General features: G+C 48.2%; 22 protein-coding genes. 7 read left to right on the top strand and 15 right to left on the bottom strand.

Annotated features, from left to right (window positions below; translation table 11 throughout):
* Positions 1 to 75: 75 nt before the first annotated feature.
* The 11 genes from NYR52_RS08220 to NYR52_RS08170 all read right to left on the bottom strand — a co-directional run bounded on the left by NYR52_RS08220 (position 76) and on the right by NYR52_RS08170 (position 11,173).
* A complete protein-coding gene (locus tag NYR52_RS08220; RefSeq protein WP_259436689.1) occupies positions 76 to 558 on the bottom strand; it encodes a glutathione peroxidase in 483 nt (160 codons plus the stop codon).
* Positions 559 to 626: 68 nt separating this feature from the next.
* The gene (locus tag NYR52_RS08215) at positions 627 to 1,856 is read right to left on the bottom strand and encodes an MFS transporter (RefSeq protein WP_259436688.1); all 1,230 of its coding nucleotides are present in this window, start codon (positions 1,854 to 1,856) and stop codon (positions 627 to 629) included.
* 186 nt (positions 1,857 to 2,042) lie between these two features.
* Positions 2,043 to 2,795, bottom strand: a complete 753-nt coding sequence (locus NYR52_RS08210; protein WP_259436687.1) for a GntR family transcriptional regulator — start codon at positions 2,793 to 2,795, stop codon at positions 2,043 to 2,045.
* A gap of 17 nt (positions 2,796 to 2,812) precedes the next feature.
* Complete coding sequence (locus NYR52_RS08205; RefSeq protein ID WP_259436686.1) at positions 2,813 to 4,393, bottom strand: glycoside hydrolase family 3 protein; 1,581 nt, start codon at positions 4,391 to 4,393, stop codon at positions 2,813 to 2,815.
* 12 nt (positions 4,394 to 4,405) lie between these two features.
* Positions 4,406 to 5,281, bottom strand: a complete 876-nt coding sequence (locus NYR52_RS08200) for a carbohydrate ABC transporter permease (protein WP_259436685.1) — start codon at positions 5,279 to 5,281, stop codon at positions 4,406 to 4,408.
* Positions 5,282 to 5,299: 18 nt separating this feature from the next.
* On the bottom strand, positions 5,300 to 6,166 hold the full coding sequence (locus NYR52_RS08195; protein ID WP_259436684.1) for a carbohydrate ABC transporter permease: 867 nt from the start codon (positions 6,164 to 6,166) through the stop codon (positions 5,300 to 5,302).
* A gap of 71 nt (positions 6,167 to 6,237) precedes the next feature.
* Positions 6,238 to 7,506, bottom strand: a complete 1,269-nt coding sequence (locus tag NYR52_RS08190) for an ABC transporter substrate-binding protein (protein ID WP_259436683.1) — start codon at positions 7,504 to 7,506, stop codon at positions 6,238 to 6,240.
* Between the two features lie 217 nt (positions 7,507 to 7,723).
* The gene (locus tag NYR52_RS08185; protein ID WP_259436682.1) at positions 7,724 to 8,458 is read right to left on the bottom strand and encodes an SIS domain-containing protein; all 735 of its coding nucleotides are present in this window, start codon (positions 8,456 to 8,458) and stop codon (positions 7,724 to 7,726) included.
* Between the two features lie 15 nt (positions 8,459 to 8,473).
* Complete coding sequence (gene nagB, locus NYR52_RS08180) at positions 8,474 to 9,196, bottom strand: glucosamine-6-phosphate deaminase (RefSeq protein ID WP_259436681.1); 723 nt, start codon at positions 9,194 to 9,196, stop codon at positions 8,474 to 8,476.
* Between the two features lie 5 nt (positions 9,197 to 9,201).
* A complete protein-coding gene (gene nagA / locus NYR52_RS08175; RefSeq protein WP_259436680.1) occupies positions 9,202 to 10,389 on the bottom strand; it encodes an N-acetylglucosamine-6-phosphate deacetylase in 1,188 nt (395 codons plus the stop codon).
* Between the two features lie 373 nt (positions 10,390 to 10,762).
* Positions 10,763 to 11,173: a pyrophosphohydrolase domain-containing protein gene (locus NYR52_RS08170; protein WP_259436679.1), complete on the bottom strand. Its 411-nt coding sequence runs from the start codon at positions 11,171 to 11,173 to the stop codon at positions 10,763 to 10,765.
* A 70-nt stretch (positions 11,174 to 11,243) separates the two neighbouring features.
* Here NYR52_RS08170 and NYR52_RS08165 point away from each other — a divergent pair, with 70 nt between their 5' ends.
* Positions 11,244 to 11,408 (top strand): hypothetical protein, encoded by a 165-nt coding sequence (locus tag NYR52_RS08165; protein ID WP_157053463.1) that lies wholly within the window; start codon positions 11,244 to 11,246, stop codon positions 11,406 to 11,408.
* A 33-nt stretch (positions 11,409 to 11,441) separates the two neighbouring features.
* Here NYR52_RS08165 and NYR52_RS08160 read toward each other — a convergent pair whose 3' ends face one another.
* Both NYR52_RS08160 and NYR52_RS08155 read right to left on the bottom strand, forming a co-directional pair.
* A complete protein-coding gene (locus tag NYR52_RS08160; protein WP_132220330.1) occupies positions 11,442 to 12,473 on the bottom strand; it encodes a ribonucleotide-diphosphate reductase subunit beta in 1,032 nt (343 codons plus the stop codon).
* Positions 12,474 to 12,499: 26 nt separating this feature from the next.
* Entirely contained in the window at positions 12,500 to 14,710 is a 2,211-nt protein-coding gene (locus tag NYR52_RS08155) for a ribonucleoside-diphosphate reductase subunit alpha (RefSeq protein ID WP_259436678.1), read from the bottom strand.
* A gap of 312 nt (positions 14,711 to 15,022) precedes the next feature.
* Between NYR52_RS08155 and NYR52_RS08150 the strand changes: the two genes are divergently transcribed.
* On the top strand, positions 15,023 to 16,348 hold the full coding sequence (locus tag NYR52_RS08150) for a VWA domain-containing protein (RefSeq protein ID WP_259436677.1): 1,326 nt from the start codon (positions 15,023 to 15,025) through the stop codon (positions 16,346 to 16,348).
* A 139-nt stretch (positions 16,349 to 16,487) separates the two neighbouring features.
* Complete coding sequence (locus tag NYR52_RS08145) at positions 16,488 to 16,817, top strand: DMT family transporter (protein WP_259436676.1); 330 nt, start codon at positions 16,488 to 16,490, stop codon at positions 16,815 to 16,817.
* A 227-nt stretch (positions 16,818 to 17,044) separates the two neighbouring features.
* Here the strand turns inward: NYR52_RS08145 and trxB are convergent, their stop codons facing one another.
* Together trxB and NYR52_RS08135 are read right to left on the bottom strand one after the other, a co-directional pair.
* Entirely contained in the window at positions 17,045 to 17,989 is a 945-nt protein-coding gene (trxB, locus tag NYR52_RS08140; protein WP_259436675.1) for a thioredoxin-disulfide reductase, read from the bottom strand.
* A gap of 225 nt (positions 17,990 to 18,214) precedes the next feature.
* Complete coding sequence (locus tag NYR52_RS08135; protein ID WP_054096346.1) at positions 18,215 to 18,850, bottom strand: DsbA family oxidoreductase; 636 nt, start codon at positions 18,848 to 18,850, stop codon at positions 18,215 to 18,217.
* 199 nt (positions 18,851 to 19,049) lie between these two features.
* Here NYR52_RS08135 and NYR52_RS08130 point away from each other — a divergent pair, with 199 nt between their 5' ends.
* The 4 genes from NYR52_RS08130 to NYR52_RS08115 all read left to right on the top strand — a co-directional run bounded on the left by NYR52_RS08130 (position 19,050) and on the right by NYR52_RS08115 (position 22,737).
* Positions 19,050 to 19,793 (top strand): pseudouridine synthase, encoded by a 744-nt coding sequence (locus NYR52_RS08130; protein WP_259436674.1) that lies wholly within the window; start codon positions 19,050 to 19,052, stop codon positions 19,791 to 19,793.
* A gap of 152 nt (positions 19,794 to 19,945) precedes the next feature.
* Positions 19,946 to 21,304 (top strand): amino acid permease, encoded by a 1,359-nt coding sequence (locus tag NYR52_RS08125; protein ID WP_259436673.1) that lies wholly within the window; start codon positions 19,946 to 19,948, stop codon positions 21,302 to 21,304.
* A 399-nt stretch (positions 21,305 to 21,703) separates the two neighbouring features.
* Positions 21,704 to 22,135 carry a MarR family winged helix-turn-helix transcriptional regulator gene (locus NYR52_RS08120; protein ID WP_132220316.1) on the top strand — a complete coding sequence of 144 codons (432 nt, stop codon included), beginning with the start codon at positions 21,704 to 21,706 and terminating at the stop codon, positions 22,133 to 22,135.
* 65 nt (positions 22,136 to 22,200) lie between these two features.
* Positions 22,201 to 22,737 (top strand): NAD(P)H-dependent oxidoreductase, encoded by a 537-nt coding sequence (locus NYR52_RS08115; protein ID WP_170176047.1) that lies wholly within the window; start codon positions 22,201 to 22,203, stop codon positions 22,735 to 22,737.
* The last annotated feature ends 570 nt before the right edge of the window (positions 22,738 to 23,307 follow it).

The following is a 23,307-nucleotide window of genomic DNA, read 5'->3' as shown; positions in this document are numbered from 1 at the left end:
TCGGAGTGAATTTATTCACTAACCAATTTCTGATAACAAACAGCCAGCACTTAGACTGGCTGTTCTCATTGCAACTTACTCTTCCAACAGCGAAACGATACGATCAGTCAATTCGCTCGGTTTGGTGTTGGGCGCGTACCGTTCAACCACCTCACCCCGGCGATTGACGAGAAACTTGGTGAAATTCCATTTGACTGCTTTGCTACCCATGAGGCCTGGCGCTTCTTTGCAAAGATACTTGAACAGCGGATGCGCCTGTTCCCCGTTCACATCCACTTTGGAAAACACGGAAAACGTCACTCCGTAATTAAGGGAACAAAACTCGACAATTTCTTCATCCGTCCCTGGCTCTTGTTCCATGAACTGATTGCAGGGGAAGGCCAAAACCTCCAGCCCCGCGTCTTTATATCGCTCGTACAGTTCTTGCAATTCTTTGTACTGTGGTGTAAATCCACATTTGCTCGCAGTGTTGACAATCAACAATACTTTCCCTTTGTATGCGTCCAACTGTTTTACTTCACCGTTGGCTAACTTCGCTTCAAATTGATATACCGTCACAAGTCTGCCCCCTTTAATATACCTATAGATAGATTTCGCCCTATTCATCATACCACCTTTGACGGCATTTACCTACTCTCTTTGCTACTTTGTGGTTGAGCTTTAATCAGCCGGTGCAATTGGGGAATAAGAATCAAGCACAAGATATAAAAGACGGTTGTGATCCAATATACATAACGCACCCCCAACACATCTGTGACATACCCCATCAGCAAGACCGAAACGGCATATAAAATGTTTAGCATGGTATAATGGGCAGATGCAATTTCAGGATAAGTTTCATTGGTTGTGTTGCGTTGCAAGATGGTTTGCTGGGCGACGCGCCGAATTTGAAACATAGGCCCTAACAGCGTGATAAGTGTAAGCGCTAACCATGGCAAAGTTGTAAATGAAAAACTAAAGGTGAACAAAACCATTCCCGTCAAACCAATGGCCATACTGGCGACAATATGCTTCGACACCCACTTTGATATGGAAAGAATCACAAAGCCGGCGACCATCGTTCCAGCAAAGTAACCGGTGTTGATAATCCCCCACCAGAATGCCCCTTTGTGAAGAACTTGATTGACAAAGACCAAAATGACCGCACCCGTCCAGATCCCCGCCCCCAACACGATTAGCAAGTCAATCGCAGTAACAATTCTAACAGCGGGACTATTCCAAATATTTACCCACCCGCTTTTGATCTGATTCCAGCGTCCGCTTGAACGTTTGGGCTCAACTTTGGAGCGATCCTTGATGAACAACGTGGAAACCGTAGAGACTGCAAACAAAATCCAAGTTAATGACAACAACTCCGCCTCGCTCATCACTGATAAAATCCCACCACCAACCGACCACCCCGTCAAAAGGGCGATCTGATCCATCGTGCTGAGCAAACTGTTGGCTTCCACCAACTCCCCATCCTCCACCAGTCTGGGCACCAGTGCATTTCGCGTCGGAGTCGTCCAGCCATCCAAAAAAGAGATGACAAACGTTAACACCAACAAAAGAGGAACCATACCTTCAATCTTGCCGTCCACAAAAACAAGGGCGACTACCACCGCCAACAACACCGTCTGGGAGGCTTGAGAAATAAACAAAATGCGCTGCAAATGAAACCGTCCAAACAATAGCGGTGCGACCGTGCCACTCATCGAAACAGCAATCACCCTGAACAGAGGAAACAAAGCAGCGACCAACGTCAAACCGGTCATTTGATAAATCAACGTCACCATCGCTAAAATAAAAAATGAGTCCCCCAAGTTGGCCATGGTCTGCCCAACCCAAAGGCAATGAAAAGAACGATTTCGTTTCATGATTTTTCACCACTTTCTGCATTCCAAATCAAGATACAAACATATACTTTCATTATGTAAAAGGTTTAAAATTACAAATGTTCACTCATATTTTAACATAAACATTCAACCTAATGAAATAAATACTTTGACATCATCCCATAAAAAAAGAAGAGTGATCAGTTCGATCACCCTTCTTTCCTGTCATTATGGTTGCAGGAAAATCTCATACTTATAACGGTCAGTCCGATAAATACACCGCGTGTACTCCATCACTTGGTCTTGCCCCATGTACGTTGTGCGCTGAAACAAAATCGCCAACGAGTGGTTTGGTAACCCCAGTAGCTGGCTTTCATATTCATCTGTCAGCACAGGTTCAATCGTCTGCCTAGCGTACATAGGTTGATACTGATAATGATCCCTCAACACCGTATACAATGATTGGCCTTCTAACATCTCTTGGCTCAATCCAGGCACTTTTTGTTCATCAAGCCAGACTGTTTCCAACGCCAAAGGCTCTCCGTCAACGATTCTCAATCGCTTCACTTCCACGACCTGCTCATGATGCGGAGGCATCCGCAAATTCCGTTTCAAATTGAGCGTCGCATCCATGACGGAAAAGTTAAGCATCCGCGTTTCTACCGACAAGCCCTGTTCTTCCATCTCTTCGGTAAAACCTTTCAGACGCGTGATCAAATGTTTCGGCTTTGGCTCGGCCACAAAGGTACCTTTTCCCTGCTCCCTGTACAACACCCCTTCGTTGACCAAGGCGATAATGGCTTTGCGAGCCGTCATGCGGCTGATTTGATGGATTTCGCACAATTCCCGTTCAGGGGGAATTGCGTCGCCCGGCTTCAGCTGATCATTATCTATCATTTCCTGAATGATTTCTTTCAGCTGGTAATACAAAGGCACCGGACTGTTTTTCAACACCTTGCGCATCCTCTGATTCTTCACCATTCTTCCTTCCTTCTTTATCATGGTCGGGCCAACCGCACCGGCACGCCCCCCATGCATGCAACTTCCCCCAAGAGCTGACGAACCAATGTGGCCAGCTGTTGCTTGGTTGCGGCGTAAGTGGCCAAGGTCGTCACATCATGCGGTATCAACTCACTATCATAAGGGTCACGCAACATGATTGCAATAAGGGGACGCATCTTCGCAAGTTCTTTCATCACTGCGATCTGCTCAGGGAAGCGGTAAGCATTGACCGTCCCTTGCAAGATGACGTCTGCTTTGGCCGCTTGGAGCCTCAATTCAGCCAACGCCTGTTCCGCTTCATCCGGCGCCAATTCTACACAGACGGTGTGTGGAAAAGCCTGCTTGACATAAGCGGCCAACTTCAATTCCTGCTGGCTGGATGTATCCGCTTCCGACAAATTGCTTAACCGGGGGGAGATTACCAACAGCTTCATGTCAGGAGACAGGGGCAGAAGGCGGCGCGGGTCGCGCACAAGCGTGATTGAATGCTCAGCGATCTGGCGGGCCAACTCCTCGCCGCTGATCGGCGGCAACTTTCTGCTCTGTTGGTAGGCGGCGATTTTTTGCTTGAACCGCAAAATCCGTTTCAAGGAGGTATTAATGCGCTCTTCCGTCAATTCACCTTGCTCAACCGCTTGCATCAATCGGTAAAAAGCTTCCTCAACCGAGTCACGGCTGTCATGAATGAAAGCGATATCGCCGCCCGCCAAAATAAAACGCAAAACAGCCTCACCCGCAGAATACAAATTGCGCACCGCACCCATGGCCAAGTCGTCAGAGATAACCAATCCATCATAGCCCATCTCTTGGCGCAACAATCCACTGATTACTTCTTCAGACAGACTGGCCGGCAAGGAACTGCAGGCAGAACAAACCACATGTGACACCATCACAGAATCGATCCCACCGTCCACCAACTTCTTAAATGGCACGTATTCTGTTTGTCTCAACACCTCTTCAGCGGCGTGGTTGACCGCCAATCCAACGTGCGTATCGGTCACCGTGTTGCCATGTCCCGGAAAATGCTTGGCGCAGACCGCCACTCCACCGCGATTGGCTCCGAGGCTAAAATGAAAGCAATGGCTGGCAACCTGTGCGGGATCATCCCCAAACGCCCTCACCCCTATGACTGGATTGGTTTTCTCCAGATTGAGGTCGGCAACTGGCGCCAACAAGTGATTTATTCCCATTTCCGCCAGCTCCCAACCGACTTGTTGAGCCTGAAGTTCAGTCAGTTCTACCGAACCAGTCGCACCCAAAGCCATGCTCCCGGGAAATTCGGTAACACAATCACCAAACACACTCAAAACGCCACCTTCTTGGTCGCATGCAAAGATCACAGGCAAATCTAATCCAGAGGCTGTATAAGCTTGCTGTATGTCACTCGTCAACTTCTTCACCTGAGCCGGATGTTCGATATTCGGCCCGTTAATGCGATAACCCGCGAGTGGAACCCTCTCAATGAAACGGCGGAAGGACTCGCTCAAGGCGGTCCCCTCCGCTTGCCCGACCAACAACTGGCCGATTTTTTGTTCCAAACTCAGTGATGTCAATCGCTCTTCCATTTGACTGAGCATGCAAACTCCCCCTTATCCTTTCACAGCCCCTGAGGTCAAACCTTTGATTACATATTTCTGGGCTACGCTGTACAGGATGATGACCGGAATCAAAGTCAAGGTCACCGCCGCTGCCAACAATCCGTAATCGGTCCCATATTGCGAACTGACCGTCGTCAAGAGCACGTTGATGGGACGCACATCTTCCTGCGGAACGAAAATCAAAGCTGAAAACAAATCATTATACGACCACAGGAACACAAAAATGCTCGCGGTGATGAACGCTGGTCGTGACACAGGTAGCATGATGCGCCAAAAAATAGTAAAACGGCTGCATCCATCCATGATAGCCGCTTCTTCCAAATCCTTCGGGATCGTTGCCATATATGAAGACAAAACCAAAATGGTAAATGGCAAAAATCCGGCGGTATGTGGGATGATCAAGGCCCAATACGTATTGAGCAACTGCAAGTCTTTCAACATCCCAAACACCGGTACCACAGTGGCAAACGCTGGAATAAGCAAACTAGCCACCAATACGGTTTGCAGCAGTCCCCGCAAACGAAAGCGGAAGCGCGCCAAAACATATGCCGCCAACCCGCCGACCAACAGCGTCAAAAGCACCGTCCCCCCGGACATAATAAAACTGTTCAGATAACTTCGACCAATATCCACCTGTTCAAAGGCATTTAAATAATTGGCAAAGGTAGGATTTGTAGCGACAGAAAACGAGTTATTGATCACTTGGTGCGAGGGCTTCAAAGAGTTGTTGACCACCCAGAACAGCGGATAAATCGTGGTCAATGACCAAAGCCCCAAACAAATGAACGTTACCATCCTGGTGATTTTTCCCCGGAACAAAGCCAGCGTCATTTTTTCATATATGGTAAGTTGTTTCAACTTTCCCACCTCATTTCCTTCCGAAACTCAATAAGTGATCTCCTCTTTCTTGAGCAGGCGATTGGCGATAACGGAGAACAAAAGACCCAAAATCACAATCCAGACAGCAATCGTCGCTCCATAACCGAAAGCTTGGCCCGTAAACGTTTTTTGGTACATATAGGTACCCAACACCTCAGAAGAGTTCGCCGGACCGCCGGAACTGATGACATACACCAGTTCAAACACTTTTAACGCTCCCGTGATTGCGAGCAGGATGGATGTTTTTACATCACCCCAGATCAGGGGGAGAGTGATGTAAATCGTTTTTTGGAGTCCGGTGATCCCCTCCAACTGCGCAGCCTCATAAAAGTCATCAGGAATCTTTGAGATCGCCGTCAGTATAATGACAAAATAAAACCCGACATACTGCCAGATGACGGGCACAGCTACCGCCAACAAAGAAGTTTCTTCAGTCATCCAGACCACCTTTTCAAATCCGAAGCGAACAAGCAATTGATTCAACATACCATTGTCATAGTTATAGAAAAGGGTGAACATCAATCCGATCGCTGTTGCCGAGATGGCGACAGGAAAAAAGAAGACCGACCGAAAAAAATTCTTGCCAAATCGAATCGAGTCTACTAAAAGGGCCAGCACAATCCCTAACCCCACCTGAAAAATCACCGCGTACAACATTATTTCCAATGTGTTGAGCGTGGCGATCTTCACGACTTCATCCTGTGCCAAGCGAATATAGTTTTCTATGCCCACAAAGCGGTTGATAAACATGCCATCTGAATAATAAAAACTCTTAATGATACTGTGAATGAACGGATAGTACAAAAACACGCCCGTCAACAAGACAGCGGGAAGAAGGAAAAAAAAGATGACTCCACGATCACCCTTATGCATGGGACAACTCCTTTCTTTGGCAAAAGCGGCAGCCTTGCATCATGCAAAACAGCCGCTTTCGTCCATGAATATTACTTTGGCATTTTTTCTTGCTCTATTTTCTGAGCGGCCTGTAACACTTCCTGAGCCGTTTTCTTTCCTTGCACGATGTGGGGGACGCCTTTTCTTATTTCGTTAAACGCTTCAGCTGAGATTTGCGCGTCGATGGGCAGTGAGAGGGAATGAGCTTCCTGCACCATCTGGTGACCTTGTTGGAAAACAGTCGGCAAACCCTCTACCTTGACGTCTACCGCCGGCACACCCCCATTAGCCTCAGCGAATTTCTTCACCATCTCTTTGGAAGTGAGATACTTGATCAATTCCAACGCCAATCCTTTTTTGTCATTGTCTTCATAGGACTTCTTGCTCAGATAAAAGCCCGACGTATATCCCGCCACCAAGTCCTTCGGATTCGCTTTACCCCCCGGCATTACCGGGAACGGGATCACCTCAACATCTTCTTTATCCGTCAATCCCCCCAAAATCCAAGACCCATTGACGATCATGGCCGCTTGCTTGTTCTTGAACAGCTCTTGCGCTTGCGCATCTTTGATAGTCAGCGCATCTTTGGGGAAACCACCCATGTCATACACTTCTTTAATTTTTTCCAACCCTTGTGCCCAAGAGGGATGGATACCGTTGTCAAATTTGCTGTTGTGACCCGCCGGACCACCTGCGGAGAGAATGAAATGTTCAATCAAGTAATAAGACTCTTCCAATGAACCAGCGATTGGAATAATTCCGTTTTTAGAGAATGTTTCGACGGCTTTGGTGAATTTCTCCCAATCCGTCGGTAGCTCCAGTCCGTATTTTTTAAATAAACTTTTGTTGACAAACAATCCTTCATAAAAACCGGTAATCGGAACAGCGTAGATTTTGCCGTCTTTCGCTTTCACTTGTTGTTTAACGTTGTCGGAAAAGGCATCACTCCAGGCTTTATCTTTGGCGAAGATTTCCTCATATGGCACCACCGCACCGGATTGGATGATTGGTTCGGCTTCCGCTCCGGTGAAGAAAAACGTCACATCAGGTTCATTGCCTGAAGCGAAATCGGTTTTCACTTTCGTTCGAAAATCATCTCCTGTGGCCGTCATCGATTCATCGACAATTTCGACATCTGGATGCGCTTTCATAAAATCTTTTAATGCTTGCTCATATGCTTTCTTGGCCGGATCTGTACCACCGAACATCGTCACAACCCGCAATTTAATCTTGCCGTTGTCAGCACTTTGCGAACAACCGGTCAACGCAGCCACCAAAATCAGGACAACAGCCAACAAGCTTGGCCACCATTTGCGCATGCCATTCACCAACCTCATGATGATTTGTAATATTGACTATACCAATTTTATTTAATTCACAAAAATATGTCAATAAAAAATATATTTATTCTTATTGCTCCAAGTACGTATCAACTTGATTTACTATAGACAAGCTCCCGTGCCAATCTTAAAACGTATGGGGAAGCGGCATTGCGCTACAACCGCTGCCACTCCCCCATCCGGTGGACATCATGATTCATTTTAGCGTGGGTATTTTGGAAGCGTATTTCTCCACGAGCGCTTTGTTGTAATCATCGGCTCCCGGAATATTGCCACTGCGGAATACAGGCACTTCCACACCTGCATCGGCCATCAGTCCGACCGCCTCCACCAGCACCGATTGCAAAATGAGAGAGCCCAAAATGGTCGAACTCGGGCCGAACCTGGCCGGTACCCGCTCATGCGAAAGCAGAGCGTCCCCTTTGTCAACATGATTGTTCAACACCAAATCAACCACTTCTGACAAATGTCTGCCCGAATGGTGCCGCGACGGAACCCCACCGGCATAAGCGAGCGATGTCAAACCGATCACCTTCGCCCCTTTTTCCTTAGCAAACAGCGCCACTTCGATCGGCACCGGATTGATGCCGGAGGTAGAGATCACAATCACCACATCCCCTGGCTGAATCGCTTGCTCCTCCATGAACGTCTCAGCCAGCCCATGTTGCCGCTCCAATTCCGAAGAGCGCGCCGCCCCCTCGTGCAACATCAACTTTTCAACCAAAATCGGATGAATGGGAGCCAAGCCCCCCGCACGATAAAACACATCTTCCGCCAACAAGTGGGAATGCCCACATCCAAACAGATGGACCACCCCACCCTGTGCAACAGCTTCTGCGATCCAACGGCCCGCTTGTTGCATTTGGGCCAATTCTTCCCGCTTGATCTCTCCCAGCTTTCGCTCGATCGACTCCATGAACGCTAAAATCATCAGGATGTCCCCTCTCTACTGATCCCAAGCGTCCGCATCCGCAATCACGGTGACATGGGAATGTTGTTTCAAGATGGATGCTGGCAAATCCTCCGATACAGGTTCATTTAATAAACGATGTAAAATGGGCGCCTTATGTTTGCCGGACACCAACAAAACAATGCGTTTGCTTCGCATGATCGTCGCCAAACCCATGGTGATCGCGTGTGAAGGCATGGTCTCCCCTTCATCGAAATACCGGCGATTCGCCTTTCTCGTCGACTCTGTCAACGTCACTACATGTGTAACCGATTGAAAAGGGGTGCCAGGTTCATTAAACCCGATATGCCCATTCATACCAATCCCCAGAATCTGCATATCAATACCTCCGGCCGCCAGAATGGCCTCTTCATATTGGCGACATTCCTGTTCTAAATCAGCCGCTATGCCAGAGGGAATATGTGTCTGTGCCAATGGGAGATCGATCCGGTCAAACAACTGCTTCCGCATATAATAGGCAAAACTGCTGGGATGTTCCGGCGGTAAGCCTACATACTCATCCAAGTTAAATGTACGCACGCCGGCATACGATGTTCCCCGCTCTTGATGGTCGGAAACCATTTTCTGATAAATCCCGGTCGGTGTCGCCCCCGTCGCCAAACCCAACACTGCATTCGGCTTCTGCTGGACTTGGGAGATGAGCATCACCGCCGCTTTTTCGCATAGGTCGTCATAATCTGTTGCTCTGATGATCTCCATTACTACTACTCCTTTGATTGATAAGCGATTGCCCCGCGGCAAATCGTCATGAATACATCCATTTGTTCATCAAGGATCACAAGATCAGCGTCTTTTCCCACCGCAATGCTTCCTTTGCGATCATATAAATTCAATTCTTTCGCAGCGTTAGTCGCCGTCATTTGAATCAATTGTTCCATGGTGCAGTCAACATATTGATGCATGTTCTTCAGTGCATCTTTCATTTTCAAAATGCTACCGGCCAAGGTCCCATCAGCCAACCGGGCATCACGATCCGATACTGTGACCTCCTGCCCGCCGAGATCATATGTCCCGCTCTTTAGGCATTTGGCCCGCATGGAATCGGTGATAAGGATGATTCGTTCTGGAGTAATGGCCTTATACGCGACATTTACACTGTTTGGTTCGATGTGAATTCCGTCAACAATCATCTCGACCATCAATTCGTCGCGCACCAGCGCTGCACCAGCGACACCCGGTTCACGATGGTGAAACCCTCTCATGCCGTTAAACAGATGAGTGACGTGGCTTAAGCCTGCGTCAATCGCCTCGCTGACCTGTTGGTAACAGGCGTCTGAATGGCCCACGGACGCAATAACCCCTGTTTCTTTGAGATAACGTGTCAATTCAAGCCCACCCGGCTCTTCCGGAGCCAAAGTGACCAATCGAATGTGCCCTCGGGCCATGGACTGCCATTTGGCGAATTGTTCCCGGTCGGGATGGACAATATACTCTGGGGGTTGCGCGCCGGCGCGCTTCTTGTTTATGAACGGCCCTTCCAAGTGAATCCCTGCGCATTCCGCCTTCCCCGGCACCTGATGCCGTTCAATGAAGTCAGCCGCATTGATCAGCGCAGCCTCGATATTCTCGTGCGTTTGTGTAATCGTCGTCGCCAGAAAACAGGTTGTGCCTTCTTTTGGCAAGTGTGAGGCCATCGTGTCAAGCGCTTCCAATGTCGCATCCATGGTATCCGCACCAGCGGCTCCGTGGATGTGGACATCAATCATGCCAGGCAGAACTTGGTGTTCCGTTGATAATTGGATCACTTGTGCGTCTGTAAAATCTGGCATGTGATCCATCGGTCCGAAATTTTTGATTTTGCCATTGACTAGTTCAATATATCCAGGTGTGATTTTTCCATTCTCCGTAAAAATCGTTACATTGCTTATGATAAGTGGGGAAACCGGATTCATATGATTATCTCCTTTTTCCTTTCGTTACAATTTAAGTGTATCACTATCATGTATAGTTGTCTATACCACTTTTCCTCTTTCGCCAGATCACCTGTCCGCGACATCGGGAACAAATGGCTTAGTCTAGGGCGTGTCTGATGAATTGGGCAGCGGCTTCAAAACCATTTTCTCGTTCGCTTCACTTGTGCATCTGCACTCCTAGAGAAAAGGTGGTTTTTCCACCGTTTCTTCCCCACCAACCAGACTTGCCAGACACATCCTAGGCCCACCCGTATCAAATTTCCCACCATACTATCCCCTGCCTGTAAATTCCCTATGCAAAAACGGCCGAGGTGGTGTTCCCGGCCGCTTAAGATCAAGATCATTTGCTCTTCTATTTTTCCTGCTTATCATCGCATTCTGATTGTTGTCGCGCAATCTCCATCCTTAGCAATGGCTCGGGATCTTGCCATGTCGGAGGCTTGATCACTTTCCCATCTGACTCCCGGTAGCGTGGCTTGCCATCCTCCCACAATTTAGACATGTTGGCTTCGTGCACGATGCGAAAGAGCTCTTCCGGCCGCACACCCATTTCGACGAGTGTTCCCAGCGCCAGATACATGACATCAATCATGGCATCCGCTTGCTCAGTTAGCGTTTTTGCCTCCAGAAACTCTCGGACCTCCTCCATCATCCAATCAGCCCGCTTGTGCACGCGATCCTGTTCCAATTTACACGGCTTTTTTTGTACAGGGACATTAAACGCTTCATGAAACGCCTTCACATCTTTCCATGCTTTATTCATAAAGATGGCCTCCATTCATTTGCATAGTCCTAGCCCACATTGAATAATTTCGTTACCAGGAGGTGAGGATTTGATGTGGTTGCTCTTATTTCAAATCGCTCTAGTATTTATCACCATTCATTCCCTCTTGAACGCCTATCAGCTGTTCCGAGTGCAGAATTGGTTTGATTTCGTTTATCGCCTCTCTTTGTGTGCTGCCGCGCTTACCTTGTTGTTCAATCCGATCCCCATATGAAAGCACCTCCCTGGCAGGGAGGTGCTTTCATATTCACAGATCGCCGAAATCAAGTGAACTTGCCTTAGAATAGTTGGTTACTTTCTGTTCAAAGAAGTCTGTTTTGGTCGCATTCAAGTTAGAGAAGCTTTCCACCCATTTCATAGGATGAGAAGTAATCTCCGGATACAGGATCTCAAAGCCCAATCGGCTTAACCGCTCATTCGCCAAATACTTAATGTAGCGTTCCAACACGTCATTGTTAAGCCCCTGAATTTCATTGTTGGTGATGTATTGGCCCCAAGCGATCTCATGCTCCACTGCCGTCCGTGTCATCTCACGCAACTCTTCAACAAACTCCGGAGTGATCAAGTCCGGATTTTCGCTACGCAACTCTTTGATCATGTTTTGGAACAAAACGACATGGGTGAGTTCATCCCGTTGGATATACTTGATGATCGTCGCCGTAGCGGTCATCTTCCCTTGGCGTGCTAACGCATAGAAAAAGGAAAATCCGCTGTAGAAGTACAAAGACTCCAACAAGAAGTTAGCCATACATGTGCGAACAAAGTTTTTGTCGTTTGTGTCATCAACGAACTGCTGGTACAAATCGGCGATAAACCGATTCCGGCGCAAAAGGTGTTCGTCGTTACGCCACTCGTCATAAATGTTTTCGCGCGTTTCCGGCGAACAGACGCTATCCAAGATATAGCTGTAAGATTGAGCGTGAATCTCCTCTTGAAACGCTTGAATGTTCAACAGGGAGCTTACTTCTGGCGCCGTCACATACTCATTGATGTTGGGCAAATTCTCCCCTTGAATCGAATCCAGGAAGTTCAAAAAGGAGATCGTCTTGTCAAATGCTCGTCTTTCCGCTGGCGACAATTCCATGAATTGTTTTGCGTCACTCGCCAGCGGGATCTCTTCGGGAATCCAGAAATTGTTCAGCATGGCCCGATACAGCTTGTGCGCCCAGTCATATTTGATCCGGTTCCACTCGCGCAGATTGGTGGTGTTGCCGTTGATCATGCGTTGGGTTCCCCGTTGCCCGTGTTCGTTAAATATTTTTTTGCGTTCTAATTTCATGCCCTATCACCTTTCTACTGCTTCTGTTATGAAGAACAGCTCACGCAATCTTCCACTTCCAATGATTGGTTACGCACATAGTAGATCGTTTTCAAGCCGTTGCTCCACGCATCCATGTACAGATCCAAGAATTCGCGCGCGGTGGTGTTTGGTGTGATATACAGGTTGAAGGATTGCGATTGGTCGATATGACGTTGCCGTCTTCCAGCCGCCCGAATGCTCCAATGCTGGTCGATCGCATGCGCTTCTTTGTAATACCATGTCGTTTCAGGGCTCAGGTTAGGAGCTGTTTGCGGAATGACCGCACCGCGTTTTTCTTCAACGAAATACTTAGCGTACACTGGATCAATGCCCGCCGTTGAGCCTGCGATCAGCGATGTGGACCCGGTCGGAGCTACGGCAAATACCCACGCATTGCGCATACCGTGCTTGGCCACTTCTGCCTGTAGTTTCTGCCAACGCTCATCGGTATAACCACGCTGTTTAAAATACTCTCCGGTCTGCCACTCACTTCCTTCAAACAACGGATAATGCCCTTTTTCTTTAGCGATTTCCATTGAGCTGCGAATCGCATGGTACGCCAACTCTTCAAACAGCTCATCCGCCTCGTTCACATGCTCTTCTGATTCCCACATGATTTTCCGTTGTGCCAAGTATTGATGGTAGCCGCTGGTACCCAATCCCACTGCCCGGTACTTCTTATTGGTCAATTCCGCTTGCTTTACGGGATAGATGTTGAGATCGATCACATTGTCCAACATCCGCATCTGCACGGATACGATACGGGCGATGTCATCTTTGCTTTTCACCCGGCCCAAGTTGATCGAAGACAGGTTGCACACGACAAAGTCACCCGGCTTTTGTTTGGTGACGATCACGCCGTCTTCCAGTTCTTCAGAGATTAATTCAGTCGGCGACATGTTTTGGCAGATTTCGGTACAGAGGTTGGAAGAATAAATAACCCCTTTGTGCTTGTTGGGATTGGCTCGGTTCACCGTATCACGGAAGAAGATAAACGGCGTTCCGGTCTCAAATGCGCTCACCATAATCCGCTTCATGATCTCGATGGCCGGAATCTCGGTCTTGTGCAGGTTCGGGTTGGCTACGCATTCTTCATAGCGACGAGTGAACTCCTCTCCCCAATAATCTTCGATGGAATAGCCCATCACTTCGCGCACTTCATGGGGATCAAACAAATACCAGTTCTCCCGCGCTTTCACCCGCTCCATAAACACATCGGGAATGCATACACCAGGGAAAATGTCATGAGCTTTGAGGCGATCATCCCCGTTGTTGGTCTTCAAATTGAGGAAATCGAGGATGTCAGCATGCCACACATCCAAGTAAATGGCGAATGCTCCTCGGCGCACACCCAGCTGATCTACTGCCACGGCCGTGTTATTGTAGTTGCGGATCCATGGAATCACACCGCCGGAAGCCCCTTTGTGACCGCGGATTTTTGATCCTTTGGAACGCACTTTACCCAAGTAAATCCCCACTCCGCCGCCGTGTTTGGACACTTGCGCCGTCGCGGAGTTGGTATTGTAAATCGACCACAGGGAATCATCCACAGTGTCGATAAAGCATGAAGACAGCTGGTGTAGTGGTTTACCTGCATTGCTGAGCGTCGGGGTGGCCACTGTCATCTCCAGCTTGGACAACACATCATAAAACTGCTTGGCCCAACCGACACGGTCGACTTCGTTTTGCGCCAGATGCATAGCGATCACCATGAAACGCTCTTGAGGCAGTTCCATCACTTTCCCATCATAGTCACGCACGATATACCGGTCCGCCAGCACTTTTAATCCGATATAATTGAATAGATAGTCCCGCTCAGGCTTAATGTACTTCTCCAGCTCATCCAGCTCTGCTTTCGTGTAACGCTCCAACAAATATTTTCCGTACAAGCCCTTTTCCGTCAAGCTATGTACCAGAGCATGCAGATTGCCGTATTTATCCTGCGCTTTATATCCCCGGTTTTGGGCCGCTTCCTCATACAAGCCATGGGCGAGCAGATGGGCAGCGACAAATTGCCAGTCCGGCTCTTCGACGCTCGTTTTTTCAACAGCGGCTTGGATGACGATTTGCAACACCTCTTTGTCGCTCATGTTGTCTCGCAACTGCATCGCCGCATCTTCAATCAATTGTTCTTTGTTTAAATGAGTGAAACGCGCACACGCATCATCGATTAAGCCACGGTAGCGCGTCAGCTTATCAACAGAAATATCGATCATGGATCATCACGTCCGTTCTACTATATATAGTCGCTTTAGTAGTATAGCTAATACAAGATATTGTGCCAAATCGAAAAAAAGGAGGAAAAAAGAAATACGAGGAACCATTAAGACATAACCATCTGTTTTTGTCTTTTTTCTCTTTTAAACTCCTCTCTCTCAGGTTTGACTAACACTTGAAATATATTAATAAAACCAGATCAACACGTTTCATTATCAAAAAATAGTAAGACTCAACAAAGCAACATAATAACATACTTTGGCGTAGTTTAAATCTCCAAAAAATTTTTTGACTTTTAGGAGGCGATCCACTTGCTTCACAGTCAACGCTCCTTCATGTTAGCCACCATCATAGCCTTGTGCTTGACCGCATGTGCACCAGCGGAGCTCTCCACTCCATCCGCGTCCAAGCGAGCGTCAACCATCTCCGTGCGGGCAACCGCACCGCAACCCATACTCAAACGGCAACTCACCCCTTTTGAACAGACCCTCATGCGCAAGCCGGGCGATCTGCATGGCTCTCAGTTTACAGAAAATAAACTTCAGGCGCGGTTAGCCACCGTGAAGCGAACCCAATCGGCAGACGCTACTTTCCGCCAATTGCTGCAATGGCTCCATGAAGATTATCGGCGCTTGGTCATGGAAACTGCTAATTTTTCTACGGATATCAACCCCACAACACAACAACCAGCAAATACCATCATTTTAGAGAAGCCGACACACTTCGCCATCCTGCTTGATGCCAGCGGAAGCATGGCTGAAAAAGTGAATGCCAGCACAAAAATGCAAAGCGCCAAAAAAGCGATCGCTACGTTTGTCAGCAAATTGCCCCCAGCGGCCACCATTTCCCTACGAGTATACGGCCACAAGGGCACAAACCAAGCTACGGACAAAGCGCTCTCATGCCGAAGCACAGAAGCCATCTTTCCCGCATCCACATACAACGCCACCCGATTTTCCCAAGCGCTCGACGCCATAAACCCTAGCGGTTGGACGCCCATCGCCGCTAGCTTGGCCGCAGTAGAAAAAGATGTTCCACCTCAAGCTGAAGAAGTCCATCTATATCTGATCAGCGACGGGGAGGAAACGTGCGGCGGAAATCCGGTTCAACTCATGTCTCAACTTCGCCAAAGCGCGATACGCCCTCACGTCCATGTGATCGGATTTCGCATCGACGATGCAGGGCAAAAAGCTTTAAAACAGATGGCCGAAGCCGGTATGGGCACCTTCACTTATGTAGACAGCGGTGAAGAGTTGGACCGTTTTTTGGATGCCGAACACCAGCGGCTCATGCGTGAATGGTTGCATTGGGGCCAGAAAAACGGAAGCGAGGCGCTCCGGATGCGCCAGCAAAAAATGAGCGAGCTGGATCGTTTATTGATGCGTTGGAAATCTACCGCGGACCGAGAAATGAACCGGATGAAATTGGCATTGCGCTATTTGGAACAAACTGGCTACCCTCCCGCACAGCGAGATAAATTGAAACAGCTCATCCAAGAGCGAAGCGACCAATTTGGCGCCTATCGCACGGAAACCCGCCGCTCTTTGCAAGCCGCCATCCAAAAAAGCGGTTGGGAGGCATGGAGCAACATTTGGGATGAAGGGGCTCGCCAAATGAGAAAAGCGATGGAAAACTAACATCACGACACCAGTGTTTATGTTCTATTCTAAAATTTCCGTTTACTTTCGATGTAATTTATTGTATAATTAGAATATATATCCAAGTTTTTTGCTCGTTTGTCTCCATTCGTGTGCATCTCCAATTTGGGGTGGGATAATGAAATCCGTGTTATTGCTCTTGATCGCAATCATCAGCGAAGTTATCGCAACCTGTGCGCTCAAAGAGTCTGCCGGCTTCACCCGATTGCTCCCGACCTTGATCGTGATCATCGGCTACGGAATCGCTTTTTATCTGTTCACCATCAGTTTAGAACAAATTCCCTTGGGGATCGCCTATGCCGTCTGGTCCGGATTGGGAACGGCCGGTACCATTCTTGTCTCCAATTTACTGTGGAACGAGAAATTACAACTGGTCCAGATGGCCGGCATCGTGCTGATTATTGTCGGCAGTGTGATGGTGAATCTCTTTAACCAACCTTCTACTTGAAATCAAATGAGCAGGCCAACCATAAAAATTGGCCTGCTCATTTGATTGATTATTTACGGTAGATATTTCGCCGTTTTTAGACGATGTCAAAGTCTTTATCCTTTTTCCAATGTCGATGACTGGCATGGTCATGCATTTAGTTTGTTCAACAAACTTGTTTATCATATAGATAAGAAAAAACAGGGTGATGGTCGGACATCCCCCTGTTCATGATCGTCTACGACAGATTATAAGGACTTGCTCCAATCGTGCACGGCATCACCTTCAAGGAAGCGTTCGCAATCCAACGCCGCCATACACCCCGAGCCAGCAGCAGTGATCGCTTGCCGGTACACATGATCCTGCACGTCACCGCAGGCAAATACGCCTGGCACATTGGTTTTGGTTGTTCCCGGCTCCACTTTGAGGTAACCCGCCTCATCCATCTCCAGTTGGCCTTCCAAGAAATCGGTGTTTGGTTTGTGTCCGATTGCCACAAAAATGCCGTCGGTGTGAATGATCTCCTCTTCACCGGTTTCGTTGTTTTTCACTTTCAGTCCCGTCACACCTTGCTCGCCGCGGATCACTTCGACTGGCGTGCGGTTCAAACTCCATTTGATCTTTTCGTTTTTACGGGCCCGATCTTGCATGATTTTAGACGCGCGAAGCTCGTTGCGGCGATGCACCAACGTCACTTCTGTGGCAAAGCGGGTAAGGAAATTAGCTTCTTCCATCGCCGAATCGCCGCCGCCGACCACGATAATTTTCTTGCCTCTGAAAAAGAACCCATCACAAGTGGCACATGTGCTTACCCCTTGCCCGATGTTTTCCTTCTCACCCGGAATACCAAGCAATTTGGCCGAAGCTCCTGTGGAAATGATCAAGGTTTCCGTCTCAATGCGCTCTTCCCCCATGTACAACGTGAACGGACGTTTCGACAAATCGACTTTCTGCACCCATCCCCGCTTAAACCGAGCACCGAAACGTTCGGCTTGTTTGCGCATGTTATCCATCAGCTCCGGCCCCATGATGCCATCAGGAAAACCCGGGAAATTCTCCACTTCGGTTGTCGTGGTCAATTGCCCACCCGGTTCTGGCCCCTCAATCACCAACGGCTCCATGTTGGCGCGTGCCAAATAAATAGCCGCCGTCAAACCAGCTGGCCCCGTGCCTAGAACAATCACTTTATTCATCTTTTCCGCCTCCTACTGCCTAGTTGATGCGATATGTATCTTGAAAATGCATCAACCAACATTTATTTTAACCCAGCCCCGGCATCCAGCAAGATGTTTTTCATCCAAGGCTGAGCCATATGACACCCGAGATTCATATCCCTGTAGGCATGCCATCCGTCACCTGCATGGCATGCCTTATATTTCCCTGCATCCGCAGGTGCCAAACTGCTTTTTAGAATCATTCTAATCTACTTTTTTCGCTTCAGCAAATGCTTTTAAAAAGTTGGCTGGCGAATGGGCTCCCGACAAAGCCAGCTTTTCGTCAATAATGACAAAAGGAACTCCTTGAATTCCGATTTGCCGCGCCAATGCCAAATCCGCTTCAATCTCCGCCCGTTTCGCATCCTCTGTCAACGCCGTCCGCACCTCATCCAAATCCAATCCCACACGGGCAGCCAGCTCCAGCAAGACCTCCAATGACCCCACATCTTTGCCTTCCTCAAACTCAGCCACATGCAAGGCATCCAGCATCCCTTCCACTAGCGCTGGCGGGGTACACTTGAGCAAAGTGTGTGCCAACCATGTATTGGGCATCCGCTCGATTTTCGTGAAATCAAAGTGGAGACCGATGTCTGCCCCGGCCCGGGTCACTTGCGCAAACACTTGCATCATCCGCTCCTGGCCGCCCATTTTTTCCGCCATGTGCTCTTGGAAAGGGCGTCCTTCTTTAGGCATATCCGGTTCCAACAAATAGGATCGATAACGGATAGTCACTTCTTCACCATGCTCCCGCTTCCACTCAGCCAATGCCGTGAAGAGGTTTTTCTTGCCGATCCGGCACCACGGACAGACAATGTCATGAAATATGTCGATAATCATTCCTATGCTCCTTACTTTTTTAAAGTTTATATTTTTCTATTATACTCATTGTGAGGGCTGGCTGACTATCCTTAATTTGCGATTACATGGATAAAACCCCTATCATTTCTTCCACAATATGCTATGATGGCAATTGATCCGCGATTTTTTTACCATACTTACATTTTCACACACACATCTTGATTGCAGGAGGGGGCGCATGGTGGCCACTAGAAAAAGTCAACGTTTAGATAAAGTGTTAGTGCACATGGGCGTTGGCACGCGCAAAGAAATTAGGAAACTGACCAAAGCAGGCCGAATCAAAGTGAACGGGTCCGCGGTGAATGACCCGAGTGTGCATGTCATGCCCGAAACGGACGATATCACCGTCGACGGCATCACCATCGATTACCGCGAGCACATCTATTTGATGATGAACAAACCGCAAGGCGTCATATCAGCAACCGAAGACCGCAATGAAGAAGTCGTCACTGACCTGTTGGAACAAGAACACCGCGTATTTGAACCATTTCCCGTCGGACGGTTGGATAAGGATACCGAAGGTCTGCTGTTGCTCACTAGCGACGGAAAATTGTCACACCAGTTGCTTTCTCCCAAAAAACACGTACCCAAAACTTATTACGCTGAGGTAGATGGTGTAGTTACGGAAGAAGACGCACTCGCCTTTAAACACGGGGTGACCTTGGATGATGGCTACGTAACGATGCCTGGCGAACTCACCATTCTCTCGTCCGGCCCACGATCCGAAATCGAGTTAACCATCTACGAAGGCAAATACCATCAGGTCAAACGCATGTTTGAAGCCGTCGGAAAAAAAGTGGTGTTTCTCAAGCGGATCGCTATGGGACCGCTTACTTTGGACCCCGAATTGGAACTAGGCGAATACCGGGAATTGACACCGGAAGAACTCGCCCTGCTCAAAGGAGAAAACAACGGCAACTAGTATCCCCCCCTCATTTGTAAACCATTCGCAGGGGGGACCCTGCAAGCCCGACTTGAATGGATTTTTATTCTAAGTTAAAATCATGATGCAATTTCTTCCCCAATGGTAAAAATAACAATGCACCAACAAAAATGAATTCAAGGGGGCAGTCTATGAACAAGCAAACGCAGAATGAGTCATTGGCACGAGGATTAAGCAACCGGCATATCCAGCTGATCGCGATTGGGGGCGCAATCGGCGTAGGATTATTTTTGGGTTCAGCTTCCGCCATCCAAGCAGCAGGGCCCGCACTGGTGCTCTCTTACGCCATCGGCGGGATTATCATCTTTTTTATCATGCGTGCATTAGGAGAGCTGATCCTCTACAAACCTGTCTCGGGCTCCTTCAGTACATACGCAGCTGAAATGATCGGGCCATGGGCAGGATTCATCACCGGCTGGACGTATTGGTTTATGTGGGTCGTCACAGGGATGGCCGAAATTACAGCTGTGGGCATCTATGTGAACACATGGTTCCCAGACATACCGCAGTGGATTCCCGCACTCATCGCCCTCGTTGCGGTGTATTTGGTCAACCTCATCGCCGTCAAGGCGTTTGGTGAGGTGGAGTTCTGGTTTGCCCTGATCAAAGTAGCCACCATCTTGGTATTGATCGTAGTCGGTCTCGTCATGATCACAACCGGCTGGGGCAACAACGGAGAAGCTGTCGGATTCTCCAACCTGTGGGAGCATGGCGGTTTCATGCCCAAAGGAATTACGGGAGTATTGTTCGCTTTGCAAATGGTCATGTTCGCTTTCTTGGGCGTTGAGATGGTGGGGATTGCCGCCGGGGAAGCTCAAAATCCGGAGAAAACAATCCCTTCGGCAGTGAATAAAATCATCTGGCGCATTCTCATTTTTTACATCGGAGCGTTGATTGTGATCCTCTCGCTCTATCCATGGAACCAACTGGACGGCAAGACGAGTCCATTTGTACTGACCTTTGCCAAGATCGGCATTCCCGCCGCGGCCAGCATCATCAATTTCGTCATCCTGACTGCCGCCTTGTCTTCCTGTAACAGCGGCATCTTCAGTACCGGTCGCATGCTATTCACACTGGCGGGACAAAATCATGCACCACAAGCACTTCACTATGTGAGCAGACGCCAAGTTCCATCCCGAGGAATCACGGTGTCCGCCATTGTCTTGTTGTTTGGCGTGGTGCTTAATTATTTCATTCCTGAGAAAGCGTTTACTTACATCACCAGCGTTGCAACTTTCGGTGCATTGTGGGTCTGGGGCATTATCTTGTACGCCCATATCAAGTTCAGACAAAAACACCAGCCCACTTCGTTTAAAATGCCGGGCACACCTTGGACCAACTGGATTGGCATCATCTTTTTGATCGGTGTGGGGGCGCTATTGTCTTTGGAAGAAAGCACCCGCATCGCCCTGTATGTGGCACCCATTTGGTTCGGCATTCTCGCCTTGAGTTACCAATTGGTACGCAAATACAATAAAAACGACGCATAATGTCATATCCGTCTCCCCTATTCTTGGGGAGACCTTTTCTTATCTAATACAAACACATCGTTCAAAGGGTGGCACTCACCAAGTGTATGTCGGCACCCTCAAACGGATATCACTCTGAAACAGAAAGTAGCCAACCTGAACTTTATTGACTCAACCCTTGCATAAGCATCCCAACGCGTCGATCTTTGGTATTGTCTGAATTTTTCACCACCAAGGTAACATTCGCAGCGATGGCCGAACCGATTCCTCACGGTCCCACCTGCCACCGATTGGCGAACATCGCCCGTCGACATCAGACAACCAAGGGGTCTTCTTGCAATCCTTCTCAACTTACTTGACACGATGGCATCGGTACGATATCATTTGTATGTACAAACAAAGGAATGGGTGCGATTTACAATGATCGAAGAACAAATGAGCCATTGTCTTTTCATTGCCGTTAGCCGCTTTTCACGAACCATCACCAAAATGGCCGAAGAAGAGTTTGCCTCTATCCATTTGTCTCCCACTTACGCTTTCCTGCTGATGATCATAGCGGAAAAGCCGGGTCTTTCGCTCAAGGAGTGTTGCGAAAAATTACATATCGCCCCCTCGACAGGTACCCGGTTTATTGACAAATTGATCGCCAAAGGATTGGTTGAGAGGAAAGCGGTGGGTAAACTCGCTTTGATGTACCCCACCGAGAAAGGATATGCTTTGGTCGAACCCATCCGCGAATGCTGGAAGAACTTGTACACACGCTATTCAACCTTGATCGGGGTAGATGAAGGTTGCCAATTGGCGAAACGGCTGATGATCGCCAACGCTAAACTGGAACAAGAAAATAACTAACCCTTTGCTCCATCATTTGTTTTGTACACACTTTTATAAGCTCACCATGCAGGAGGTCGACACACATGAAAACACTGGTGATTGTGGCCCACCCTAATCTGGACCAATCCCGCATCAACAAACGTTGGGTGGCCAAATTACGCGAATATCCTGAACAAGTGACCGTTCATGACTTATATGCAACTTATCCCGACGGAAACATCGACGTGGCGAAAGAACAAGCGCTGGTGATGGAACATGACAGAATCGTCTTCCAGTTCCCCTTTTATTGGTACAGCACCCCGGCGCTGTTAAAACAATGGCAGGATGACGTGTTGGCTTATGGTTGGGCCTATGGCAAAGAAGGAACCAAACTCCATGGCAAAGAGTTTGTGGCAGCCGTATCCATCGGCGCTCCCATGGAAAACTACAAAGCGATGGGTTATTCAGTCGACCTGCTCACGCTCCCTCTCAAAGCCATGAACCATTTCACCGGCATGACTTATCTTGAACCCTTCCACTTCTATGGAGCCAACACCGCCACCGACGAACAAATCGAAGCCGGCGCCGAACAATACGTTGCCCATATTCTCAATCCTGCACTGACAACCGCGAAGAGCTAAGAGGGGGAGTATCCCCCTGTTTAATTGATCAGAATGGCATGGATCGCCATACTCGCTTCGATGATGCTTTTCTTGGTGTCTTGTCAGAATGGCCCACCAGCGAAAGAACCGTTAACCAATGAAAAGGTTAAACAGGTTCTCCACACCATCCCTGATCATTTCAAAAAAAAGCTGCGCTTACCCACACACCTTCCGTTTAACCCGACAAACATGGAGGCTCATTATTCATCATTACACAAACATAGCTACCAACAAGATTATGTACAAAACACTGAACATGTGGTTTATTTCACCATCACGGAGAGTACATCCACTTTCAACAACCTGGAAAAAATAAAGCTAACCAGTGAAATCGACGCATTTTATGAGGAAAAAGGCATCTTATATTGGAATGATAAAAAAACCATGTTCATTACCTTTTGTCAACAGTAGACCACTCCAAGCAAAAACAATACAAACTTTCCAAAGATCAGCTAGTAAAAATCGCTACCAGTGCCATTCCCCTCGAGTGAATCGGCTGGCCGCGAGCAAGAACCCTCTTGAAGAAAAACAAGCCTTTGATTTGGGTAC

Origin of the sequence: Laceyella sacchari, from assembly GCF_024927925.1 — a bacterium.
Taxonomy (GTDB): domain Bacteria; phylum Bacillota; class Bacilli; order Thermoactinomycetales; family Thermoactinomycetaceae; genus Laceyella; species Laceyella sacchari.
Note: the sequence above shows the minus strand (reverse complement) of the source record. Positions and strands in the feature narration are given on the sequence as shown.

Bases quoted from the DNA above. Each gene is read 5' to 3' on its own strand.
- NYR52_RS08215 (WP_259436688.1), bottom strand. From the start codon at position 1,856: ATGAAACGAAATCGTTCTTTTCATTGCCTTTGGGTTGGGCAGACCATG.
- NYR52_RS08210 (WP_259436687.1), bottom strand. From the start codon at position 2,795: ATGGTGAAGAATCAGAGGATGCGCAAGGTGTTGAAAAACAGTCCGGTG.
- NYR52_RS08205 (WP_259436686.1), bottom strand. From the start codon at position 4,393: ATGCTCAGTCAAATGGAAGAGCGATTGACATCACTGAGTTTGGAACAA.
- NYR52_RS08195 (WP_259436684.1), bottom strand. From the start codon at position 6,166: ATGCATAAGGGTGATCGTGGAGTCATCTTTTTTTTCCTTCTTCCCGCT.
- NYR52_RS08190 (WP_259436683.1), bottom strand. From the start codon at position 7,506: ATGCGCAAATGGTGGCCAAGCTTGTTGGCTGTTGTCCTGATTTTGGTG.
- NYR52_RS08185 (WP_259436682.1), bottom strand. From the start codon at position 8,458: ATGATTTTAGCGTTCATGGAGTCGATCGAGCGAAAGCTGGGAGAGATC.
- nagB (WP_259436681.1), bottom strand. From the start codon at position 9,196: ATGGAGATCATCAGAGCAACAGATTATGACGACCTATGCGAAAAAGCG.
- nagA (WP_259436680.1), bottom strand. From the start codon at position 10,389: ATGAATCCGGTTTCCCCACTTATCATAAGCAATGTAACGATTTTTACG.
- NYR52_RS08170 (WP_259436679.1), bottom strand. From the start codon at position 11,173: ATGAATAAAGCATGGAAAGATGTGAAGGCGTTTCATGAAGCGTTTAAT.
- NYR52_RS08160 (WP_132220330.1), bottom strand. From the start codon at position 12,473: ATGAAATTAGAACGCAAAAAAATATTTAACGAACACGGGCAACGGGGA.
- NYR52_RS08155 (WP_259436678.1), bottom strand. From the start codon at position 14,710: ATGATCGATATTTCTGTTGATAAGCTGACGCGCTACCGTGGCTTAATC.
- NYR52_RS08145 (WP_259436676.1), top strand. From the start codon at position 16,488: ATGAAATCCGTGTTATTGCTCTTGATCGCAATCATCAGCGAAGTTATC.
- trxB (WP_259436675.1), bottom strand. From the start codon at position 17,989: ATGAATAAAGTGATTGTTCTAGGCACGGGGCCAGCTGGTTTGACGGCG.
- NYR52_RS08135 (WP_054096346.1), bottom strand. From the start codon at position 18,850: ATGATTATCGACATATTTCATGACATTGTCTGTCCGTGGTGCCGGATC.
- NYR52_RS08130 (WP_259436674.1), top strand. From the start codon at position 19,050: ATGGTGGCCACTAGAAAAAGTCAACGTTTAGATAAAGTGTTAGTGCAC.
- NYR52_RS08125 (WP_259436673.1), top strand. From the start codon at position 19,946: ATGAACAAGCAAACGCAGAATGAGTCATTGGCACGAGGATTAAGCAAC.
- NYR52_RS08120 (WP_132220316.1), top strand. From the start codon at position 21,704: ATGATCGAAGAACAAATGAGCCATTGTCTTTTCATTGCCGTTAGCCGC.
- NYR52_RS08115 (WP_170176047.1), top strand. From the start codon at position 22,201: ATGAAAACACTGGTGATTGTGGCCCACCCTAATCTGGACCAATCCCGC.